General features: G+C 35.9%; 18 protein-coding genes. 1 reads left to right on the top strand and 17 read right to left on the bottom strand.

Going from position 1 to position 23,574, the window contains the following annotated elements; all coding sequences use genetic code 11:
- Positions 1-19: 19 nt before the first annotated feature.
- The 5 genes from ACULEU_RS03985 to ACULEU_RS04005 form a co-directional block, all read right to left on the bottom strand.
- Complete coding sequence (locus ACULEU_RS03985) at positions 20-1,213, bottom strand: aspartate aminotransferase family protein (RefSeq protein WP_445454163.1); 1,194 nt, start codon at positions 1,211-1,213, stop codon at positions 20-22.
- A 60-nt stretch (positions 1,214-1,273) separates the two neighbouring features.
- The gene (locus ACULEU_RS03990; protein WP_445454164.1) at positions 1,274-2,932 is read right to left on the bottom strand and encodes an OstA-like protein; all 1,659 of its coding nucleotides are present in this window, start codon (positions 2,930-2,932) and stop codon (positions 1,274-1,276) included.
- Positions 2,933-3,079: 147 nt separating this feature from the next.
- Positions 3,080-6,877, bottom strand: coding sequence for a DUF7619 domain-containing protein (locus ACULEU_RS03995; RefSeq protein WP_445454165.1), 3,798 nt, complete (start codon positions 6,875-6,877; stop codon positions 3,080-3,082).
- A 94-nt stretch (positions 6,878-6,971) separates the two neighbouring features.
- Positions 6,972-7,733, bottom strand: a complete 762-nt coding sequence (locus tag ACULEU_RS04000; RefSeq protein ID WP_445454166.1) for a LytR/AlgR family response regulator transcription factor — start codon at positions 7,731-7,733, stop codon at positions 6,972-6,974.
- Between the two features lie 88 nt (positions 7,734-7,821).
- A complete protein-coding gene (locus ACULEU_RS04005; RefSeq protein WP_445454167.1) occupies positions 7,822-9,756 on the bottom strand; it encodes a tetratricopeptide repeat protein in 1,935 nt (644 codons plus the stop codon).
- Between the two features lie 205 nt (positions 9,757-9,961).
- On the opposite strand from ACULEU_RS04005, the gene ACULEU_RS04010 reads away from it, so the two are divergent.
- Complete coding sequence (locus ACULEU_RS04010) at positions 9,962-11,830, top strand: alpha-amylase family protein (protein ID WP_445454168.1); 1,869 nt, start codon at positions 9,962-9,964, stop codon at positions 11,828-11,830.
- Between the two features lie 67 nt (positions 11,831-11,897).
- Here ACULEU_RS04010 and ACULEU_RS04015 read toward each other — a convergent pair whose 3' ends face one another.
- From ACULEU_RS04015 to ACULEU_RS04070, 12 genes are all read right to left on the bottom strand, one after another.
- Positions 11,898-12,632 (bottom strand): DUF3667 domain-containing protein, encoded by a 735-nt coding sequence (locus tag ACULEU_RS04015; protein ID WP_445454169.1) that lies wholly within the window; start codon positions 12,630-12,632, stop codon positions 11,898-11,900.
- Positions 12,633-12,755: 123 nt separating this feature from the next.
- Positions 12,756-13,331 carry a hypothetical protein gene (locus ACULEU_RS04020; RefSeq protein WP_445454170.1) on the bottom strand — a complete coding sequence of 192 codons (576 nt, stop codon included), beginning with the start codon at positions 13,329-13,331 and terminating at the stop codon, positions 12,756-12,758.
- Between the two features lie 39 nt (positions 13,332-13,370).
- Positions 13,371-13,610 (bottom strand): hypothetical protein, encoded by a 240-nt coding sequence (locus ACULEU_RS04025; protein ID WP_445454171.1) that lies wholly within the window; start codon positions 13,608-13,610, stop codon positions 13,371-13,373.
- Between the two features lie 54 nt (positions 13,611-13,664).
- On the bottom strand, positions 13,665-14,306 hold the full coding sequence (locus ACULEU_RS04030; protein WP_445454172.1) for an Imm26 family immunity protein: 642 nt from the start codon (positions 14,304-14,306) through the stop codon (positions 13,665-13,667).
- A gap of 204 nt (positions 14,307-14,510) precedes the next feature.
- Positions 14,511-14,858: a hypothetical protein gene (locus ACULEU_RS04035; protein ID WP_445454173.1), complete on the bottom strand. Its 348-nt coding sequence runs from the start codon at positions 14,856-14,858 to the stop codon at positions 14,511-14,513.
- Positions 14,859-15,013: 155 nt separating this feature from the next.
- Positions 15,014-15,412 carry an FKBP-type peptidyl-prolyl cis-trans isomerase gene (locus ACULEU_RS04040; RefSeq protein ID WP_445454174.1) on the bottom strand — a complete coding sequence of 133 codons (399 nt, stop codon included), beginning with the start codon at positions 15,410-15,412 and terminating at the stop codon, positions 15,014-15,016.
- 558 nt (positions 15,413-15,970) lie between these two features.
- A complete protein-coding gene (locus ACULEU_RS04045) occupies positions 15,971-16,585 on the bottom strand; it encodes a DUF6705 family protein (protein WP_445454175.1) in 615 nt (204 codons plus the stop codon).
- A gap of 11 nt (positions 16,586-16,596) precedes the next feature.
- On the bottom strand, positions 16,597-18,159 hold the full coding sequence (locus ACULEU_RS04050; RefSeq protein ID WP_445454176.1) for a hypothetical protein: 1,563 nt from the start codon (positions 18,157-18,159) through the stop codon (positions 16,597-16,599).
- Between the two features lie 443 nt (positions 18,160-18,602).
- Positions 18,603-19,874 carry an adenylosuccinate synthase gene (locus ACULEU_RS04055; RefSeq protein WP_445454177.1) on the bottom strand — a complete coding sequence of 424 codons (1,272 nt, stop codon included), beginning with the start codon at positions 19,872-19,874 and terminating at the stop codon, positions 18,603-18,605.
- An 83-nt stretch (positions 19,875-19,957) separates the two neighbouring features.
- Complete coding sequence (locus tag ACULEU_RS04060) at positions 19,958-20,410, bottom strand: Fur family transcriptional regulator (RefSeq protein ID WP_445454178.1); 453 nt, start codon at positions 20,408-20,410, stop codon at positions 19,958-19,960.
- Positions 20,411-20,493: 83 nt separating this feature from the next.
- Positions 20,494-21,345 (bottom strand): DUF5829 family protein, encoded by an 852-nt coding sequence (locus tag ACULEU_RS04065; protein WP_445454179.1) that lies wholly within the window; start codon positions 21,343-21,345, stop codon positions 20,494-20,496.
- Positions 21,345-23,561: a RelA/SpoT family protein gene (locus tag ACULEU_RS04070; protein WP_445454180.1), complete on the bottom strand. Its 2,217-nt coding sequence runs from the start codon at positions 23,559-23,561 to the stop codon at positions 21,345-21,347. The genes ACULEU_RS04065 and ACULEU_RS04070 overlap by 1 nt, the downstream gene beginning before the upstream one ends.
- Positions 23,562-23,574: the final 13 nt, after the last annotated feature.

A 23,574-nucleotide genomic window follows, 5' to 3' on the forward strand; every position in this document is an offset into this window, starting at 1 on the left:
ATTCTTAAATCAAAAATCGTTAGTCCTCATTTTCCTTCATAATCTCATCCATGGCTTCGATGATGATGGCACAGCCTTCTCTGATTTCCTCTTCAGATAGGGTTAAGGGAGGTGTAATTCTGATAGCGCAGCCTTCAAAAAGCAACCAAAATAAAATCAACCCTTTTTCTTGGCATTTGAAAATTACTTTGTTGGTAATTTCCGGGTCTTTTGTCATCGCCGCAAGCATCAGTCCACGTCCTCTTATTTCCTCTATCAAAGGATGTACCAAAAGTTCCCGAAATAAGGTTTCTTTTGCTAAAGATTGTTGAGCGTAGTCTTTTTCTAGGATTTCTTCCAAAGTAGCCAAGCATGCTGCCGCAATGACAGGATGACCGCCAAATGTGGTGATGTGTCCTAATTTGGGGTCATGGCTTAGCAAATCCATGTGCTTTTCATTGGCGATAAATCCACCAACAGGCATACCACCAGCCATTCCTTTTCCTATGATAACTACGTCAGGAATGACATTGTAGTTTTCAAAACCAAACAGTTTTCCGGTTCTTCCAAATCCGGGTTGGATTTCGTCCAAAATCAGTAACGCGCCAACTTCTTCACAGCGTTTTTTTACTTTAGCTAAAAAGTCGTTTTTAGGCTCAATAAAACCAGCACCGCCTTGAATACTTTCCAATATAATCCCCGCAGTTTTAGTGGTTATTTTCTGAATATCGTCTTCGTTGTTGAACGTAATAAAATCGACATCAGGAATCAAAGGGCGGAAAATTTGTTTGCGCTCTTCAAAACCCATCACGCTCATGGAACCCATCGTGTTGCCGTGATAGGCATTATGGCACGAAATCAATTGGCTTCTTCCGGTAACTCTGCGAACCAGTTTTAAAGCGCCTTCACAGGCTTCTGTACCCGAATTGACTAAGTATATTTTGTTAAGACTAGGAGGCAGATTGTCTACTAATAATTTACAATAAGCGACCGCCGGATGTTGCGCATATTCGCCATAAACCATTACATGAGAATATTTGTCCAATTGGTCTTTAATCGCCTGATTAACCTTTGGATGTTGGTGTCCCAAACTAGCCGCAGAAACACCTGCTACAAAATCGAGGTATTTTTTATTGTTGGTGTCGTAAATATAAGAGCCCACAGCATGTGAAACTTCCATTCCGAGTGGATAGGGAGAGGTTTGTGCTTGGTATTTTAGGAAATCGTTTTTCATTTTTTTGGCCACGAATGCGCGAATAGTTATTTTTTTAAATCTGCTAACTGCGACTAAAAACTATTTTTTCTTTGTTTTGGAAGTTACTGCAGGTTTCGGCTTGTCATAATTCAAGGTTTCCTGACTTGGTTCCATAGGAACATTTTCTTTTTCTGAATTTGTTTTGCTTGCTGCTTGAATTTTAGCATCGAGTTCGTTTTCTTCGGGCGGAAAAATGTCGTCTTTCGATTGTATTCGTTCCTCACCACGCCAAATAAAACCGCGGAGTTTCCGAGCATTTTCGGGTAGATCCTTTTCGGGATAAATATCACCGTCCGGATTGTTATATACAGTTATGGTTTCGATGGTGTTTTTATCTAAAATCAAATTGATTTTGCTTCCGACACTTTTGTTGATGCCAATCAGTTCCTGCTGATCGTTTCGCATATAATAAATGACTTCCGTATTCTTAACAATGTCTACTTCGCTAAGTTTATTGTCTTTGAATTTTCCATATAAGTTGATGCCCTTGACCTGATTAAATCCTGTACCAATCGTATCTTTTGAAATAATAAAAGCATTGTTAAGCACTTTGAGTGAATCCAGTTTTTCAGTTTTATTGTTTCCGATGAGGTGCATGATATCACCGGTCATTTGGTTGTCAAAATTCCAAAGTATCGGTTTGCCTATGAGTTTTGTCAGACCCACTTTCTGATCCGAATGGATGGAATCACATTTGCCACTCATATCCGTTTTATAAAAACGAACATTGTTAAAAGCACGCACAATGCGTTCTCCGGTTTTTCCAGTAATCAGCATTTTTTTTCCATGAACGTACATCGAATCGTTTTCAACCAAGGTAATGGCTACAGCTCTTTTGGTAATCATCATCGAATCTTTTTCGGTTTTCAAATTCCGGAAAATTTCGGCATAATGCCCTTTGATAATACCTTTGTTGATTGAGTCCGTGATTTTTACATTATTGGTTGCCGAGGCATATTCCCGGTTTCGGTCATAAAACAAACTATCGCCTTCAATGCGCCGATCTTTGTATTTGATATAGGATTTTCGAAGCAGCGTGGCCAGATTTTTTTTGGTATCGTAAAATCCTTTTTCCGTATAAATAAAATTCTCTTTGCTGGTGATAGTTGACGGTCCAAACAAATAGGAGTGACCAGAGTTGGTGTAGTAATCCAAATGATTGGATTTTATGGTGTATTTTGGATTGGTAATCGTTACTGCAGTTAAGAATTTAAACTTCTTTTCATTCGCATAATACTTTCCGGATTTACTTTTTAAAGTGTTGTCTTTATTGGTAATAGTTCCGAAGGAGTTGTAATACGCCTCTTGAGTATTTCGGTCAAAGTTGATCGTGTCTGTCACCAAGGTTGATTCGGGTGAACGCATGACTACATTTCCAGTAGCGTAGGCTTTTTTAACTTCACCATTGTATTCGGCGTATTTACTGTTTAAGAAGAGCGTGTCACCCTGAACCATTTGGACTTCTCCAAAAGCTTTGATGTAATTTTCTTTTTCAAAGAAATACGCTTTTTTGCAGGTAAAAACTACGCCTTCATGGCGAATTCTGACATTACCACGCAAGAGCAATGCATCAGGAATTTCGTCCTGATTTCTGTCTGCAAAATCGGAGTATTCAACGTTAATTTTACTGGATTTTTGTGCATTTGCATCAACCAATGTAAAGAGCAATAATCCGATATAAAAAAGTACCTTTTTCAATGAATTTTAATTTGTGCCAAAAATAGGGAATTAGGCGCAATCCTAATCTTTATTAAGAATTATTTATCATGGAATATTTGGTTTTAGATAAAAAAATAAAGCGCAAATCCGTTACGATTTGCGCTTCTTTCTGCATTAACTCTAACTTTATTCTTTAACTACTTTTTCAACTTTGCTTCCTTTTTCGGATTTAATTTTTAGGAAATAAATGCCTTTTGATTTACTCGAAATATCTAGTTTGGTTATCTTTTCTGTGACTAATACTGTTTCTAAAATTCGGCCTTGAACATCATACAATTCCATAGACTCGATGGTAAAATCACTATCAATATTGAGGATTGAAGCTGTTGGATTTGGATAAATGGTGATACTGTCATCGATTTCGAATATTGGATTGTTTAATACAGCAAAAGTAGTTTCTACATCATTAGTAATTACTGGGAAATTGTAATCAAAATAGATTCCGGCTCTCTGCAAAACAGTGGAGTTTGACACTAATTGATTATTAGTTCGTATTCTAAACAAAACATCACCGTGACCGCCAACTGGTGGATTGCCTGAAGCTGACTCTAAATTAATATTGTCAAAGATAAATTCAACTATGTTACCAATAATTCGAGTATAAACAGGGTTAGAACTGCCTAAAACTTGAAGGGAGTTAATGTCATAACTTGCAATATCAATTTCAATTTTTATGACTACATTTTGGGCAAGATAATTTCCAGTATTTTCAAACCGAACACTATAATGAAGGTAATTACCAATGAGTGTTGAAGAAACCAGTTCGCCTTGTAAACATGTAATTGCATTAGGCACATAAGAGTTTACGACTAGTTGATTGTAATTAAATTGATTATCATTTTGATTTTCATCAGTTCCTGTTGGAGTAATGGTAGGATTAAAATTCAATGTACTTCCTACGTTTACAGGTGGATTTGAAGATATTGAGTTTACTAAAAATGTAACTTCAAAACTTCTGCTTTCAAAAGGTTGCAAATTAGCATACGTCCAATTTAAAATTCCTGAATTTTGACTAAACGGAACAACAGTTGCAGTCGTAAAATTTAACAATAAATCGTTATAAGTTAGATTCAAACTACCAGATGATACTGTATTCCCTTTGTTTTTGTAAACTATTTTATAAGTTGCAGTACTGCCAGGTCTTGCAAAATCAATAGGTACAATAACTATTTCAACATCTTGAAAACTTCCGTTTTGATTGATGCAAAAGTTCTGAGTAGAAACGTTACTATTAGTATTGCTAAAAGCTACAGATGCTGTTGGTGGTGAAAAACTAAAACTTGAAGGATTATCAACTTCGGGAGCAATAGTAAAAAATCCAGTTGTTGTATAAAATGTGTAATTTCCATTTGCATCAGTAACTGTTGCTCCTTGAGTAAGTCCATCGTTGATATTAACTCTAATTAGCGGTTGTGAATTATCATTGGCGTCACAGCCGTTGTTGTTTGCGTCTAATTTAATTTGTCCTGTTATCGTGTTGAAGTTTCCGCCAGGAACAAAGGAACAATATGAATTAAAAACGACATTTCCATTATTAGAATTTTGGCTTTGACTTAAAATTTGGTTTACGGCTGCTAATTCGCCATCATCACAACACACAAAGTTCAAAAGTGGATTTTGGCTCCAATTGGTATTGCTATTAAAACTATTAGTACCATTTTTGATGTTGATGTTGCTAAGGTTATTATAAGAGCAACTTACATAAGATAAATTTGGAGTTAGAGAAAAATCTAAACTAGTCAATAAGTTATTATCACAAACAACGTTTGCAAGAGCATTTAATCCCTCAAAGTTTATAATATTTAATTGATTGTTTTGACAGAATAAAGTTTCTAAATTTGTAAGTCCCGCAAGATTTAAACTTGTTAATTGATTATAATTAACATACAATGTACTCAAATTTGGTAAATTACTTAAATTAATAGTAGTTAAAGAATTGCTGTCAGCATATAGCGTCATAAGATTATTGAGATTGGATATGTTCAAATTGGTTAATCCATTGCTTCTACAATCAATATATTCTAATAAAGGAAATTGAGTTAGGCTCGATGAAATTAAAGAAAAGTTATAAGCATAATCTAAATATTTCAAATTGGGTAAGTTTGAAATAGTAAAGGAGGTACTATAATTAACCGCGCATTCCAAACGCTCTAAAATGGGAAGATTATTAACGTTTAGTAAAAGAATTCTGTTATAAGAGCAGTTTAATTTTTTTAAATTTAATAACGCATCTACATTGATGGTCGTAACTTGATTATTGTAAAAATTTAATTCTTCTAATAATGTTAAAGGGCTAACATCTAAAGAAGTCAATAAATTTGATATGCAAATAAGATTTTTCAAATTAATTAAATTGCTTATGTTCAGGGTAGCGATTTGATTATAAGAACAATCTAATGTTTCAAGATTGGTCAAATTGTTAATGTTTAAGTCTGTCAAACTGTTTTGAGCACATCTTAAAATAGTAATATTTATAAACGCTTCAATTCCGGTTAAATCTGCTATAAGAGAGGTATTAACATTCAATTCAGTATTAAATGCAGCGGCTTCTGTAAACTGTATTTCGCCATCAAAATTAGTATCAACGCCAAACGAAATTAATCTTGCTTTAAAATTAGCATCCGGAATGTAAACATTATTTGGATTATTAATCACCAAATTAAAACTGGTTGTTGCTGCACAGCTTCCAGAGGTCAAATCAACAATTCTTACGTATATTGTTTGCGGATTGGAAACATTGGTATAAGCTGTTGGATTTGGAATTGCATTGGTATTATTTTGAGCATCTAATAAACTCAGAAAATATTCAAATTGTACACCTGAACCATTATTAATAATACCATTTTGACTCGTTAAATCGAAAACAGCATTATTATTAGTTGTATTCTGAACCAAATTAGGCGGTTGGTTAGCATTTGGCGCATCATTAACTGTAATAAATGTCGAATACAAAGTAGCACATTGCCCCAAAGACGGAGTGAATAAATAAGTGTCCGTCGCTAAAAATGGTGGAGACCAAGTTCCTGAAATACCATTATCAGATGTTGTTGGCAATATAAAACCAGCACAAGCTGAAGGTGGGATTGTAAACGTTGGTGTAACACTAGTTTGAGTACTTACTGTTGTTGAAACCTGATTTGAAACACAGCCATTTGTAGCATCAGTTACAATAACAGAGTAAGTACCTGGTAGTGAAGTTGTAAAATTAGATACATTTCCAGGATTTGTAGCGCCAACAGGAACCGTCCATGAGTAAGAAGGCGTGTTAACAGATGTTATGTTAGCAAATACGGATGCTGGATTGCCATCACAAATAGAAGTAGCATCTACTGTTGCTCCTGGAAGCGGTGTAAAAAACACATAAATTCCTACTTGATTAGATACACAACCCGTTGCAACATCAGTAACTGTAACAAAGTATGAACCTTCAACTGTTGTAGAAAATGAAGGAACATTACCAGGGTCTGAAACTCCTAGCGGCAAGGTGTACAAATAATTATATGTACCCGACCCATTAACTGTCGTTGTTACTGTTATACTATTTCCCACACAATTTGAAGTAGAACTCATTGAAACTGATGGTTTCTGACTTACAACTACATTTAAAGTCGTAAAAGAAGGAATACTAGGATTTGCAATGTCTATTGCGCGAATATAGAGTGTTTGATTAAAAGGACTAGTATTAGTGAATGGCACTAATAAATTAATAGGATTTACAGCATTTTGAGAATCTGTTAAAGTTTCATAATATGAAATTTCTGTTCCTTGAACCGTTATTAAAGTAGGCGTAATAAGGTTAAGGTCGAAAGCGGCAAAACCGTCACCATTATCATCGCAAACTTGGTAAGGTTCTGGATTATTTATAACTGGTTGGGCAATAGCGCAACCGGTTACAAAGAGTAAAAGCACAAGTAGTTTTTTCATGGTTTTGGTATTTAATGTTTCTAAATCAGTTTTTTGGTTTGTTTTATTTGTTTTCATGACAGTAAGTTATTTGAGTTTGGAGAACGTTAAACTCTTAAAAGTTCTTTATTAATTCCTGCAATTTTTCTTTTTTGCTTTGCGCGATGGGAATATTGGTATTGTCGGCCATAATCACATAGCCACCATCCGATTTGATATACGATTTGAGATAGGAAAGGTTAATCAAATGGGATTGATGTATACGTTCAAATCCATGTTCGCTCAACATTTCTTCATATTCTTTAAGTGTTCTCGAAATCAATAAAGGCTTATGATTTTTGATGAAAAACTCGGTGTAATTGACTTTGGCTTCACATCGAATAATATCAGAAACATCAAAAAGATGAATGCCATCACTGGTAGACAGCGCGATTCTCTTAAAATTATCTACCTTTTTACGGATGTTCTCTAACAGTAAATCAATGTGTTCAAACGAACTGTTTTTACCCACCACTTCTTTAATTTTCGCAATGGTATTCTGCAATTCTTCGGGATCTACAGGTTTGAGGATAAAATCCAGTGCACTGAATTTAAACGCCTTTACTGCATATTGTTCATGAGCCGTAATGAAAACAATATGGGCATTCGTTTTTCCTTTTACTCTAGCCAACTGTTCCAAAATATCAAATCCGGTTCCGTCAGACAAATGAATATCCAAAAACAAGACTTGAGGTTGTAATTTTTCGAGAAGTGCAACGCCCGTTTTAACACTTTCGGCTTCGCCAATGATATGAATCTCATCGGTATATCGCTCCAAAAGTGCTTTTAAACCTGTTCGTAAATGCTTGTCGTCGTCTATTAGTACTGCTGTAATCATAGTTTAGTCTTAATGTCAAATGTCTAAAGTCAAAAGATTTGTTTTTAAAGTAAAAAGACTTTCGACTTTCGACTTTCAAACTTTATGACTATTGTATATATTGTATCGGCAATCGTAGCGTAACCTTTGTTCCTACGATTTCGTTATTTTCTTCCAGTTCTTTGATGTCAATTTGTGCCGATTTGGATATGGTGGCTTCCATAATCTCAAGACGTTTTTTCGTAATTTCCAAGGCCATCGATTTATGGGCTTTCATCGAATGCTCACGGAGCGCTGCCGATTTTGTAATTCCGATGCCATTATCAGCAATGGTACAAATCAATTGATTGTTTTCTACATCAAAAGCAACGTGAATACTACCGTTTCCCTCTTTCGGAACTAAGCCGTGTAAAATGGCATTTTCTACAAACGGCTGAATTAGTAGCGGAGGCAAGCCCATATTGAATTCTACGTTATCGCTCGAGGTAATTCTGAAGTCAAACTTGTCGTGAAAACGCAATTGCTCTAGTTCTAAATAGTTTTGTAAGCTTTCAATCTCTTTGTCAATCGGAATCAGACTGTCTTTAGAATATTCCAAGGTCAAGCGCATCAGTTTTGAGAATTTTGATAAATATTTCAAGGCTGAATCGGTTCCGTTTTGCACGATAAAACTCGATATAGAGCCCAAACAATTAAATACAAAATGAGGATTCATCTGAAGGTGCAACGCTTTTTGTTCGTATTCAGCTACTTCTTTCTGTAGTGTCAAACGACGTTTCACTTGTTGTCTGTTGATGAACAGAAAAATCAAGCCAATAAAAAGTAAAGAACCCACAATGGCAAAAATCAACAGTAAACGTTCGCGTTTGTTCTTTTCCTGAAACAAAGCTTCCTTTTTTTGATATTCGTAATCCATTTCAACGCGGTCAAACTTCTTTGTACTTTCCATAGTGTTCAGACTATCGGGGGCAATGATGTAGTTTTTGTAATGTTGCAAAGAGAGTGCTGGCTGGTTTTGGGCTTCATAAAGCGCACTTAGCAATTGTTCCGAATGATAGATTTGATCCAATATCCCAATTGCTCTAGCATACTGTAACGATTTTGTCGCCAAAGGCATCGCTTCGGAATACTTTTTTTGCCCCAAATACAGATTTCCAAGATTATACAATGCTAACGATTCGCCAAATTTATTTTGGATGCTTTCATACAATTCCAATGCTTTATTGTAATGCACTTCTGCTTGATCTTGCTTTTGTAACCGAATGTAATAATCGCCCCAATAGTTTTCTAAAAGTGCCAAACCTCTTGTGTTTGAAATGCTTTTAAATAGTTTTTCTGCTTTGGTATAATACGAAAAGGCTTGCGGTAATTGATTGTTTTCAAAATAGATGACGCCAATATTAGTGAGTGTTACCGCTAAAGTTTTCTCGCCAATTTCTTCCTGGATTTTTAAGGCTTTTTTGAAATATTCTAACGCTTTTGCATTGTTGCCTCTCGATTTATAGACGATGCCGATATTGTTATACGACTTCGAAATACTGCCTTTATGGTTTATTTTCTGGTAGAGTTTCAGACCATTGAGATAATTATCTAACGACTCAAAATAGTTGCCTTCCTGCGAAAAAATAACCCCCAAACTCGAGTAGCATCGGGCCAAACCATAAAGGAAGGTCTTATTCTCTTCGTCTTTTTGTAATAAAGATATAAAAGTGGTTTTGGCTGCTTCAAAATGATTTTTGGCTTGCTTATAATTACCCAAAATGATGCTGGCATTACCCAAATTCATTGTGGCATTTGCTTTTCCGAAAGGATATTGTAATTGTACTGATACTTGCAAGGCTTTTGTAGCATAAAAAGAAGTGGAATCCGGATTCATCTCTTTAAATTCCGACGCTATTCTATTCAAAAGCCCCACCTTAACCGTATCGACTTTGGTTACTTTATAGACTCTTTTTAAACTATCAATGGCGGACTGTTGTGACCAAACACACTGACCTGTAAAAAGGAAAAAGCTGTAAAGAACTATTTTGGTTACTGTTTTCAAAACAAGTGATTTAAATTTCTGAAACAAAGATAGAGGCATTATCGAATGTAAATTAAGCAAATTTTTATTCAATGGTTTCTACTTATTATTACCAGCTTTTTGGTTATTAATTGATTTTCGTCCTTCTTGCAATTGCAGAAGAAGTGATATTCTTTATATTTGTAGCTATGACATATTTCAATCCAATTATAATTCTAACTGTAATATGAAAACTAGTTTACCTTTTACCTTACTACTAAGCTGTGTTATAGTTACTACAACCGTAGCCCAAAAAAAGACCACTATGAATGCCCAAAAGAAAGCCACTACGCCTAAAAAAGAAGTTGTCTATCAGGTTTTTACCCGTTTGTTCGGTAACAAAAATACAACCAACAAACCCTGGGGAACAATCGAAGAAAATGGCGTAGGGAAGTTCAACGACTTTACCGATAAGGCGTTACAGGAAATCAAAAAACTAGGAGTGACCCATATTTGGTACACTGGAGTACCCCATCATGATGTCATTCGAGATTATACGAAGTACGGAATTTCAAATGATGATCCCGATGTAGTAAAAGGTCGCGCCGGTTCGCCGTATGCCGTGAAAGATTACTATAATGTCAATCCCGATTTAGCGGTTAATCCGGCCAAACGATTAGAGGAATTTGAAGCCTTGATTGCCCGAACGCATAAAAACGGATTAAAGGTTATTATCGATATCGTACCCAATCATATTGCACGAAATTACCACAGTATCAGCAATCCGAAAGGTGTAACCGATTTTGGTGCAGAAGATGATACTACTGTGGAATATGCTCGTGAGAACAACTTTTATTATATTCCGGGAAAACCGTTTGAGGTGCCAACATCAGGAACTTATAAACCTTTGAATGGCGAGGTAACTCCGTTAAGTGATGGTAAGTTTACTGAAAATCCAGCAAAATGGACGGGCAACGGTTCTCGCGAGGCCAAACCGGATATCAACGATTGGTATGAAACGGTAAAAGTAAATTATGGCATCAAGCCAGATGGTTCCAAAGACTTTCCCGAACTACCTGAAGGTTATGCTGAAAAAGATTATAAAGCGCATCATGCCTTTTGGAACGATAAAAAGGTGCCGAGTTCCTGGAAGAAATTCCGCGACATCGCATTGTATTGGATTGCCAAAGGCGTAGATGGTTTCCGATATGATATGGCTGAAATGGTGCCGTATGAGTTTTGGAGTTATATGAATTCGGCCATCAAGATGAAAAACCCGAATGCATTTTTATTGGCTGAGGTATATAACCCTAAAGAATACCGCAATTACATCAAACTGGGCAAAATGGATTATTTGTATGATAAAGTAGAAACCTACGACCATTTGAAAGCGGTAATTCAGGGTAAAGCATTACCAGACGGACTTTCAGAAATACAAAACGGTATGGCTGATATTGAGCATCATATGTTACATTTCTTGGACAACCATGATGAGCAACGTTTGGCAAGCGATGAATTTGCAGGAACACCAGAGAAAGGGAAACCGATGATGGTGGTTTCGGCTACGATTAGCACATCTCCAACGATGATTTATTTCGGGCAAGAAGTAGGTGAGGCTGGTAACATTGATGGTGGATTCGGAAAACCTACGCGTACCTCTATTTTTGATTATGTTGGTGTTCCCAATCATCAGCGCTGGATGAATGGCGGTAAATTTGACGGTGGACAATTATCGGATAGCGAAAAAGCACTCCGCGATTTTTACAAACGTTTATTAAACTTTACCATTACAAGTGACGCCTTAATGGGCAAGTATCAGGAAATACAAAGTGCTAATCGAAACAAGGCCAAAGGCTATGACGTCGGATTATATTCCTATGTACGTTGGTCCGACAAAGAAAAATTAATTGTCGTGGCTAATTTCTCTTGGGTTACCAAAAGTGACTTCGAATTGCGAATTCCAGAAGAGGTTATTAAAGCTTGGAACATTCAAGACGGATTATACGATGTAACCGATCAATTATACGGAAGCAAAGCCCAGCTCAAAGTAACCGACGGAAAAGGAACTATTCAGTTGACTATTCAACCTAGTGAAAGTTTTATTTTTAAACTGTAATTAGTGACACCTATTCGTTTATATAACAAAAAACCCTTTCTATATGAAAGGGTTTTTGTTTTTTGGATTACTTGGTAGTTAAAATGTAGATAATAATAAACATCAGTAGCAGAAATAAAAAGGAGAATAGCACTAAGGTAAGAAAGGCATTTAGGGCGTTACCCCATTTTTTTGTGGTATAGTGTAGTTTGAAGGTTTGGTAGTAGATATACACTATTAACAATCCCGAAAGTGAACTAAAAATGGCATTATGATGTATTTGTAAACCTGTTAAGTCTACTACTTCTGATAGTAAATTAAGTACTAAAAAATAAATCAGCGTCACGCTCGCAATGATAGTGTGCTCCGCGATGTTGTAGTGTACTTTTCTGTAGACTATTCTTGAGGACAATGCGAAAAACGGGATAAAGGACAATAAAATATATTTAATATTTTTCGAAGCAAAGTTTCGGGTTTCAATATAAGTGATACTCTTCCCTGTTACATTAATTTTCTCCTGATGTAAGGATTGCAGGAGTAAGGTAAAACCAATGATGAGTAACGAAAGATAAAAGAAATTATAGTATCGCACTCTTTTCCCACTGATATAGTCATTAGTTACTTTGCCTGGCCTGAGCATGATTTCCTTTACGGTATACAATAATCCTTTGTCAAAATGTAACGCGCCATGAATGATGTCGTGCTGAATAAAGTGTTTGAAGTCTAATCTTTTAGTGTCTGATTTTTGACTACAGTTGGAGCAGTATTTTCCAATGAGTTTGGTACCGCAGTTATAACAGTTTTGATGCTTTTGATTTCTCATTTAGGCTTGTATTTTTCTGTTTTTCAATCTTACTGAGCCGGTTTTTAATGGCGTTCAATGTCTTATTGATATTCGTAAAAGTTTCTTTCGCTAAGATAAAAATAAAACCTTTTCTTGTGAAAACTATTCCCTGATAATGCTGCCATCTGGTTTGATGACATAACTTGTTTTTGTAATTACTGGTGGATCACTCCAATGGTCACTATCCATAACAATAATTAGGTCTTGTGTTAGTTGACTTTGGGTACTGCTGGCACTTTCTGCAATTTCATCATAAGCAATATTTAGAAAGCCCAAAATCTTATAATTACTATCATAGTTGATGAGAAAAGTAAACATTTCATGTTCGCCAAAATAATAGCTTATAACAAGTGTTTTGAATTTTGACGAAAGGGATAGCGAATAATCAAGGCTTACCGCTTTAATTTCATTCTTGTCATTGCTCAAATAGATCTTCTGCAAACCCAGGGTTTTCTGTTCTGCAGCCGATAGGATTCTGAATTTTTGATGATGATTAAAGTTTGTGGAATCCACCAGCGGAAGGGTTTTCTCCGGACAGTTTTGTAACAGATTTGCTGTAGAGGAAGAACTTACTGTAGCTTTGGTTTCCGGTTTAGAAGATGGTGTAGCTGTAGCTGTTTCCCTTTTGCAGGAAGCGAAAACCAGCGCCCATACCAGTACTAGATATTTTATTTTCATAACAGCATTAGTTTTGTATTGGTTCCACACCATACTCATTTAGTGTTTTTTAAATAGCATCATTTTATATAGAAGTAGTCCGGTAAATAGGAAGCAAACAAAGGCGATAATGCCATACACTTCTGCAGCTTGCTCTTTATACGTAATTAAACTGGCTTCATCAAAATAGGTTCCTTCGCTAGTGTAGGGCAAGTTCCATCTTTTTACAAATAAGGAAAAGAAGCCTAGGGTCAGGCATCCAAAAACGACAAATAATAGCACTACAATATTTTTTTTCATGGGTAATTAATTAAGTATTCTCTAGCTATTGCGCACCTATATCAAGCGACAATACTACTTTTTAACAATCCCTTTATGAGTATCAGGGACTTGGTTAAATGGAGTTTTGTAAACCATATTATTGTAAACACAAAGCTCTGTCCAATCATCCAATTTGTAATAATCCTTGATATTTTCGCCCTTTCTATTCAATATCTCCATGGTAAGTCGGCGTTCAACAAATTCATGTGAATGCGCTGTGTTATCTTCCAAATGTTTGACTTCTTCATAACTCGCTACAATTCTGCGAAACGGAGTGCCTCTTTCGAAGTAATTCCAGTCTGTTGCTTCATCTTCGAAGTAATGAATTTTACCGTAGACCAAACCAGAGAATCCTCTAAAGGCAGGAACTCTTTTCTCGTAGGGTTTTAAATCAACTTTATCAACAATCTTGTAGAAGCCACTTTTTATTTCATATAGAATATGGTCTACAAATAAAGGTCCCGTCAACGGTTCGGATTTTATAAACTCTTCGTGTTTATAGTCATTTTCGTTTTGAACTATATAATGGTAAGGGTAGAGTATTAGATGAAAAGTATCTGAGAGATCATCTTTGGCAAAGTCGGTTAAGTTGACAACCTTGGCAAAGGAATACCCTAAATCATGATTAAGTTTGATACTTAAAACTACTCCGCTTTCTAAAAGTTTTTTTTTCATGGTATGCTATATTTTCTGGCAAAGAAGCCTTACTTGCCGCGTCTTCAAACAGTGGCGACTATTTCTCGCATTGTTGTAAAGATATAGAATTTTCCTTTTGAGTAATCTAGCTTCGCTGTGTTCGCTTTTAGTTCGAGTTCGGCTAAAAACAAAACCAACTATTTTTTAAAACCACTGTTAGCTGTACGTCGCTTTTTTCCATAATTAGTTTTCATGCCTTTTATAATGTTTTTTTAAATGTAGGATTGTGGCCATTAGGAATCCAATACCGGCAATCATCGTTACAAAGGGCAATAGTGACTTACCTTCCTGAAAGTAAACGTAGGAGGTTAAAAACAAAGCTATGCTTTCAAATAAATGTATAAGTAGTTCTAATGTTGCATGTGGCTTTTTGGATAGCTTTATAAAGATAAAGTAGGATAGCACTATAACGCCTAAAAGTAAAATTGTCCATCCGATGAAACTGTGATGATGTTGGATTTTGTCAAACCCTTTTGATATTAAAATCAAGGCAACTAAAAAGTGATGAATGGATACTAACTTTTTTTTCATAGATTATCTTAAATAGTTACCGCTAATGTTTTGCCGCTGAGCGGAGTTGTTACAAGTTAGCGAAAAATGCAATACGAAATGCTAAAGTTCAGCGTATTTTTCAAGATGTACCAAGCAGCTAGTAAGCCAAAGGGTTGTTGGCGTTAGTGCGACTATTATTTTCTTGCAATTTTATCTAACTTAATTTTAATTACTAAGGTAGAATCCGGACTAACATTACTTGGGTAACCCTTTCGCTTAACTAAATAATGGGGGGCAATTAATTCACGAATCTCGCCAACTTGCATTCCACGTAATCCTTCGTCAACTGCTTCTGTTGCTTGATTTCCACCAATTAAAACTTTTACAGGAGACGTTGAATTATAATTGGAATAGAGAACAGTTCCATTTCTGTAACTAGTTGTTTCATATATAAAGACTTCATCACCGGCTTTGGCTTTTATTCCACTACCATTTTCTATAATACGATATTGTAAACCTGATTTTGTTGAAATAATTTTATTGGAGCAACTACTAAATAGTAAGACCAAAAATAGCGTGTTAATAGATTTCATAAGTTTTGATTTAAGAGGTTTTCAATGAATTGCGGGTAACTACTTGAGATGTTTTGTAAATCATACTACTACCCGCTAAAGTATAAAAAAATCAGTACTAAAAAACCCTCTCATCGCTGAAAGGGTTTTGCATTTAATTGTTATTGAAACTTTATGCAATCTTGAACAGAGTCATCCCTCATTTCTTTCCCGATTTGATTTGTTTGAGAAGCAACCAGAGTTTTAAAATGCTGGAAAGTTGGGTTTTAGAAGGGTTTCCGGAAGGCACGGAGTATAACTCCGCGCGCTATCGGGAAACGGTTTTTTTTAAATTTTTCGAATCATTGTTTTTTGTACAAAATTTTTTGTACAAAATATTTTGTACATTTTTTTTTGTACAAATTTTCTAGTTGAAGGCTTCAAGACCTTGAAAATGCTGGAAAGTTGGTTTTTGGAGGGGTTGGAGGAAAGCAAGGATTGCAAGTCCGCGCTAGCGGTGATACAACTCCGCGCCTTCGGGTTTTGTTAAAAAAATAGCACGGAAATATTTCCGTGCTATTTAAGTGAAATGATAAAATTTTATTGTTTTATTAAAATAATGTTAGCGGGGATTTGGTATTCAGATTCATCGAATGTGCCGTTTTCACAAAATGTTGGAGAGTTTTGTAGATTTTTATCCGTTCTTTCCCATTTAAGTTTTTGAACATTCTCAGCCAAATAAGTTAATTTTAATTGCCCCATTCGGCTACGGATACAGTTAGTAGTTGAAGGTTCATCGTAGAATAAATTAATTTGATTCGGATTATTTATGATTTTACCAGATATAGCACTAAAAACAGTCGCACCACCTACGGTTTGATATGGAGGGAGTACATGATAAATTTCGACTCCATTATATTTATATTGGTAATCTACAGTTATCATATCATAATAATGTATCCGATTTTTATACTGAATTCCTGTTGTTGAGATGCCATCTCTAACCCTTAATGCTTTTGTGACGATTATTTTTAAATAATGCGGACCTTCGGAATAAACCCAAGTGCCAACAAATTTATCAAAGATGTGGTTTACATCTTTGAAATAGATATTATTTTCAGAATTGTGATTAAAAAAATCTTCAGAGGGAATTATTGTTTGCGCCTGATTGTGAGCAAAAATAAAGAATAATAAAAGGGATAATATATTTTTCATTTTATTTTTTTTTAGTTAATACGAGTCCAAGTGTAAGTTCCATCTCCATTAGGGGTTCCAATATAATAGCCTTGTCCTGTATTCCAAGATTTCAGCCAAGTTAAAAAATTTTCTAACAATAAATTGTCATATTCTTCGGTGGTACAGCTCCCGTTACATTGACTTCTTGATTTATTAATTACTTCATCAGTGTAGCCTTCTAAATATATTTTCATATTCGTTGTAATCTTACCATCAATTTCAGTTTTGCCATTTTTTATAACGTCATAAAATTTATAAACTTGATCAGGGTCGTCTACGGTTGTTGCATAGGCCCCCGTTCTGCTAATTAATATTGAAATTACTTCTTCTGCATTTTCGCTACCCGAATCATCTTTAACAACATAAAATTCTGCCATACCTCTTATGTCCTCTGCTGAAAAGATTGGGTCTAAACCGTTATGGTGACTATGTATTCGAACTGTAGTGTTTGGTTGAGGCAAATTAAATTGAACACCAGTTTGACTATATGGCATTTCAATACCTGTAACGTTTTGATTACTGTCCTCTCCAAATTGAAATCCTCTTTCATGGTCTAATGTTAAACTTTGCTGAAGGATAGTAATTTTTTCTTTGTAGGGTTTAGTTGTATCATTTGTTATTTCTGTTAGTTTTGTCAAGTCACTAATAATGTCATCATAACTTGGAATAAATGGGTGTGTTACAACAAAATTTATATCTAGAACTAAGGTGGCAGGATTATTATTGGTTGGATTTGATCCATTTGTACCACCCGAATTTGGCCATGTTGGATTTGACCCTGTATCAGAACCGCCCCCAATGTTTCCGAGACCAGGGCCATCATTACCTGACCAGGCTGAAAACCATCCACTGCCAAAAAAACCAATCCCAAAAAAACCAGCCCCTGAATCGTTATTGCCGCTATCTGAATCTCCGTTGGAATCGCCTCCACTTTGACCAGGATTGTTTGTGTCAGCAATTGCAACTGAAACTATTTTGTCTTCGCCAGTACAGCTATTATGCCAATATTGTATGTTTGCGTATACCAGCCCATCTTCTCCTATTTGGCCTTCAATATGTGTTATATGCCAACAACCGCCGCCTGATACATATTTTAAGTCTAATTTTCCACTTAAGTCTACTGGCTGATTGTTTTGTATTTGCTGTTTCTCTGTATCTGACAATGTGTATTTAGCAATATAGGCTTCAATTGACTCCGTTTTTTCAACTATTACTAAATTTTCAATTTTCTCTATTTCTGTTGGCCTGTAGATTTTGAATGTGAACGATTTGTAATCACCGTATTGCCACATAATAATTTCATCTGTATCAATCAGAAAATTGTATTCTGGTAGATATAGTAATTTCGAATTTATAGAAGTTTTACTTTTTTTCTCAATTTCATTAAATTTCTGCTTGGCACTTCCTTGTTTGCTGAACTCGGAGAATGATATGTATTTCATTACTGGCTTCGCTCTTGTTCTTGTGTAGATTTCTTCTGTTTCGCAACCTTTAAAAACGAATGAAGCGCCTAAAATTAAGAATAGTAATAATATTTGTTTTAAGTGATTCATAACTTTAACTTTTTAAATTAAACATTAGTAAAAGATTTTTTTAATGAAATTAATATTTAAGATTCGAGATATTTTTTTAAACGTAAAATAATAATTTATAAAACTAAACTTTATTCTTTTTATAAATGTACACTTTAAGTGTACATTTATTTTTTTGCGCAAACTGTGAAAAGCCTGCTGGTAACTTCTTGATATGTATTATAAACTAGACTATTACCCGCTAATGTAAGAAAAAATTACATAAAAAAACCCTCTCATCAGTGAGGGTTGCTTTTAAATTTGTCATTTCGACCAACGGGAGAAATCACATACCATTAAGTTAATGAGATTTCTCCTTTCAGTCGAAATGACAAAGAAAGCGTTGAAACAAAAACCTAATTCTGACTTCTGAAATCGGAAATCTTAAATAAAAAACCCTCTCATCACTGAAAGGGTTTCTATTTTTACTTCATTATCGTCTGTTTCCTATCCGGTCCCACCGAAACAATTTTTATCGGCACTTCGACTGCTTTTTCTATGAATTCGATGTAGTCTTTGAGTTCTTTGGGTAAGCTTTCAAAAGTGGTTAATCCGGTTAAATCCTGTTTCCAGCCTTTGAATTCGGTGTAAATTGGAGCAACGTTTTCTTCTTCAATGTTATACGGTAAATGATGAATCACTTCACCTTTATAGTTATAGGCTGTAGCTACTTTCAACGTCTCAAAGCCCGAAAGCACATCGCCTTTCATCATCATCAATTGGGTAACACCATTAATTTGAATGGCGTATTTCAAAGCTACTAAATCGAGCCAACCACAACGGCGTTTTCTTCCGGTAACCGAGCCAAATTCGTTGCCAATACTAGCCATCACATCGCCAGCTTCACCAAAATCCTCCGTAGGAAATGGTCCTGAACCTACACGAGTGGTATAGGCTTTGAAAATTCCGTACACTTCTTTGATTTTGTTCGGAGCAATGCCTAAACCGGTACACGCTCCGGCCGCAGTAGTATTAGAAGAAGTCACAAACGGATACGTTCCGAAGTCGACATCTAATAACGAACCTTGAGCACCTTCGCAAAGAATCGATTTTCCTGCTTTTTGCGCTTGTGCCAAATATTCCTCGCTGTCAATAAAATCTAATTTCCTTAAGTCTTCAATCGCTTCAAAGAACTCTTTTTCCAGTTCGGGTAAATTGTATTGAATAGCTACATCATAAAATGCAATCATCGCTTCGTGTTTGTCGGCTAAAGCTCTGTATCGCTCTTTAAAATCGGCTAGTTCGATATCGCCTACACGGAGACCGTTTCTACCGGTTTTGTCCATATACGTGGGTCCGATGCCTTTTAAGGTAGAACCAATTTTGGCTTTCCCTTTCGAAGCTTCCGAAGCCGCATCCAACAAACGGTGTGTGGGCAGAATTAAATGCGCTTTTCTCGAGATAATCAATTTGGATTTAATATCCAGATTAAATTTAGCCAAACCATCGACTTCACTTTTAAAAACCACGGGATCAATCACCACACCATTTCCGATGATGTTGATGTTGTTTTCGTGAAAAATTCCGGAAGGAATCGTTCTCAAAACGTGTTTGATACCGTCAAACTCTAAAGTGTGTCCTGCATTAGGTCCGCCCTGAAAACGGGCAATAATATCGTATTTAGAGGTGAGCACGTCAACGATTTTTCCTTTTCCTTCGTCTCCCCATTGTAATCCGAGTAGTAAATCTACAGTCATTGTGTGTTGTTGTGTGTTATGTAGTTAGTTTTGTAATTTGTTGATTGGGTTATTTGAAATATCGAATACACGAATAACCGAATCTACTCTTTCTTAGTGGCATAAAAATACAACGAGTGGTTGTGGATTTCAATTCCAAAAATATCTTCGATGGTTTGTTTTATGGTTTGAATTCTAGGGTCGCAGAACTCAATGACTTCGCCAGAATCGGTCATGATGATATGATCGTGCTGTTTGTCAAAATACGATTTTTCATAGTGTGCCTGATTTTGTCCAAACTGATGTTTACGCACCAAGCCACAATCCAATAAAAGTTCAATAGTGTTGTATAAGGTAGCCCGCGACACGCGATAGTTTTTATTTTTCATTTTGATGTATAGATTTTCAATATCAAAATGCTCTTCGCTTTCGTAAATTTCCTGAAGAATCGCATAGCGTTCGGGTGTTTTACGATGTCCTTTGTTTTCAAGATATAAGGTAAATACATTCTTTACCGTTTCTTGATTTTTTATGTTGTCGGTGCTAATTAGTGTCATAGGACAAAGGTAATTTTTTTGTTTAAAGTTCAAATGATTAGAAGCCAAAAGTTGTTAAACAAATGTGTCAATAACCATGGTTTTTAATATAAAAATTGAATTTCCGCTGTTTTCTTTTTAGTCTTGATTGTAAGGTTTTTAGAGATAATAATCGTTTTACTCGGAACTTCATCAGTCAATTCTAGGACAATTTTGTTCACTCTAAAATGTTCCTTTGTCGCTACATGATAATGAATGGTTGTTCCGTTGAGACGCAGTGTTTCGCGATTCACTGTTCCGCCTAAATTTTCTACCGACTTGATAAGATATTCCAATTCTTTTGGCGCTAAAGTGACTTCAATAGCGGAAATCGAATTGAATTTTCGTGGATATTTATTTCCTCCTGAAAGTATTGCATTGTATTGGTCATAGGTCATTTCAGTAGTCATTTCAATCTCTGAAAATCCCATATAACTGAGATATTCTTTTTGATATTCCAATAAAGAGACTTCAAAATGTGGTGAAGGCAACGTAACGGTTACGCTTTTATACCAGGGAATTTTCAGGCTGTCTGTTTGAAAGAAAGTGGTTTCTGTTTTGGTTTTGTCGTTTTCAAAAAGAGCGAGTTGATTTATTTTTCGGGTTTTAAATTCGATACCCACATCTCCAAAAGTATCACCAGTCATTGTGGTATTCATCGGAGAAAAAAACTCAATTGTTGCCGCCTTTCCAATCAGATATTTCCCAGTATAATCTTCTTTGTCTGTTGAGGTTGAAGAGCTTCTACATAAAAATAGCGTATCTTTCACAAACGAATTATCGAATAATTTCGAATAGGAGTCAGCATCAATAGTGACAAAAACAGTGTTTAAATCTAGGGGCAATTTGGTATTCTTGTTTTGCCCAAAAAATACTATTGGGACATACAGCAACAGAAGGGTATAGAAGATTCTCATTAGTTAGTATAAACTCGGGTTACTTTATCCACGCCATCAATCTTCTTGATATTTTCAATCAATTTTTTCAGAATGGCATTATTTTGTACGATTACCGCAACTTGACCGTTAAAAATTCCGGCTTCTCCGCTTAGCGAAATACTCTGGATGTTCACGTGCATATTGTTCGAAATTACTTTGGTCAGTTCATTAGTCAAGCCCAAACTATCCATGCCTGTGATTTTCAAAATCGCTTTGAATTCCTGTTGTGAGGAATCGATCCATTTAGCCTGCATGATTCGGTAAGCGTAATTAGACTGTAAGGTGATGGCGTTAGGACAGTCTTTTTTATGAACTTTTATGCCTTCATTTATGGTAATAAAACCAAAAACTTCGTCACCCGGAATGGGGTTGCAGCAGGAAGAAAGTTTGTAATCGAGTTTGTCCTGTTCAGAACCAAAAACCAGCATATCATAATTGCTGTTGAGCACAGGTTTATGAATATCTTCCGAATTCGATGGAGAACGCCTCATTTTACTTTTGAAGAAATTCATCAACGTATTACTCTTTTGTGCCGCAAAATCTTTTAGCTGTTGGTTTTCAATCGAGCCAATGCCGACGCGGTAAAACAAATCTAAGCTGGTTTTTAATCCAAAGAAATTAACCAATTCATTAATCACACTTTCGCTAAGTGTAATTTTTAAATGTTTCATTTTTCGGGTTAAAAGTTCCCTTCCGTCTTCAGCAATTTTCTTGGTATTTTCGTTAAGGACGTTTCTGATTTTATTCTTGGCTCGCGATGTCGTTACATAATCCAGCCAGTTGATGGTTGGTTTCTGATGGATGGAGGTAATGATTTCTATTTGATCACCACTTTTTAGTTCGTGATTGAGTGGTACTAATTTTCCGTTAACTCTAGTTCCACGGGTTTTGATACCAATTTCAGAATGGATGCTGAAGGCAAAATCTAGTGATGTAGCGCCTTTGGGTAATGATTTTATTTCTCCTTTGGGCGTAAAGACGAAGATTTCTTTAGCATAGAGGTTCATCTTGAAATCTTCCACAAAGTCGACCGCATTGGTTTCAGAACTTTCTAAAGCTTCTTTGAGTAGGTTCAGCCAAGTGTCCAAACCGGTTTCTTCTGTGGCGCCGTTTTTGTATTTGTAATGGGCAGCGTATCCTTTTTCGGCAATTTCATCCATGCGTTCGCTGCGTACCTGAATTTCTACCCAACGTCCTTTTGGTCCCATGACAGTGATATGCAGCGCTTCGTATCCGGTCGATTTTGGAGAGGAAATCCAGTCGCGTAATCGGCTTGGACTTGGGCGATAATGATCGGTTACTATCGAATAGATTTTCCAGGCTAGGAATTTCTCATCATGAAGATTGGATTTATAAATGATACGCAAGGCAAACTTGTCATACACTTCATCAAAGGTGACATTCTGCGCCGCCATTTTTCTTCGGATCGAATAAATCGATTTTGGTCGGCCTTTCATGACATATTCCACACCTTCATCGTCTAAGGATTTTTTCAAGACGTCGGATATTGTCTTGATGTATTCGTCCTGTTCCTCCTTAGTTTCTTTTATTTTGCTGACGATATCCGTAAAAACTTCCGGTTCGGTATATTTTAAGCCTAAATCCTCAAGCTTGGTTTTGATATTGTACAGTCCCAATCGATGGGCCAGTGGTGCATAAATGTATAAGGTTTCTGAGGCAATTTTTACTTGTTTGTAATCGGGCATCGAATCCATCGTCTGCATGTTGTGCAAACGATCCGCTATTTTGATTAAGATTACGCGAACATCATCATTCAATGTCAAGAGCATTTTGCGGAAATTTTCCGCCTGCATCGAGATGTTCATGTCTTTTTTAACCTGTGCAATTTTGGTCAAACCTTCTACCAGATGCGCAATTTTGGGATTGAACATTTTTTCGATGTCTTCAAAAGTGACCTCGGTATCTTCTACCACATCGTGCATCAAGGCGGCAGCAATACTTGTGGCACCCAAACCAATTTCGGAAGCTACAATTTTGGCAACACCAATAGGATGAAATATATAAGCCTCACCTGATTTTCGTCGTTGGTCTTTGTGGGCATCAACGGCAACATCAAATGCTTTACGGATGAGTTTTTTATCAGCATCAGTAAGTGTTTGATAACTTATTCGAAGTAATTCTTTGTACTCTCGGGCAATAGCTTTTTTTTCTTCTTCTAAATCTATTTCAATCATAGCATGTTTCAAT

This window comes from Flavobacterium sp. 25HG05S-40 (assembly GCF_052654735.1).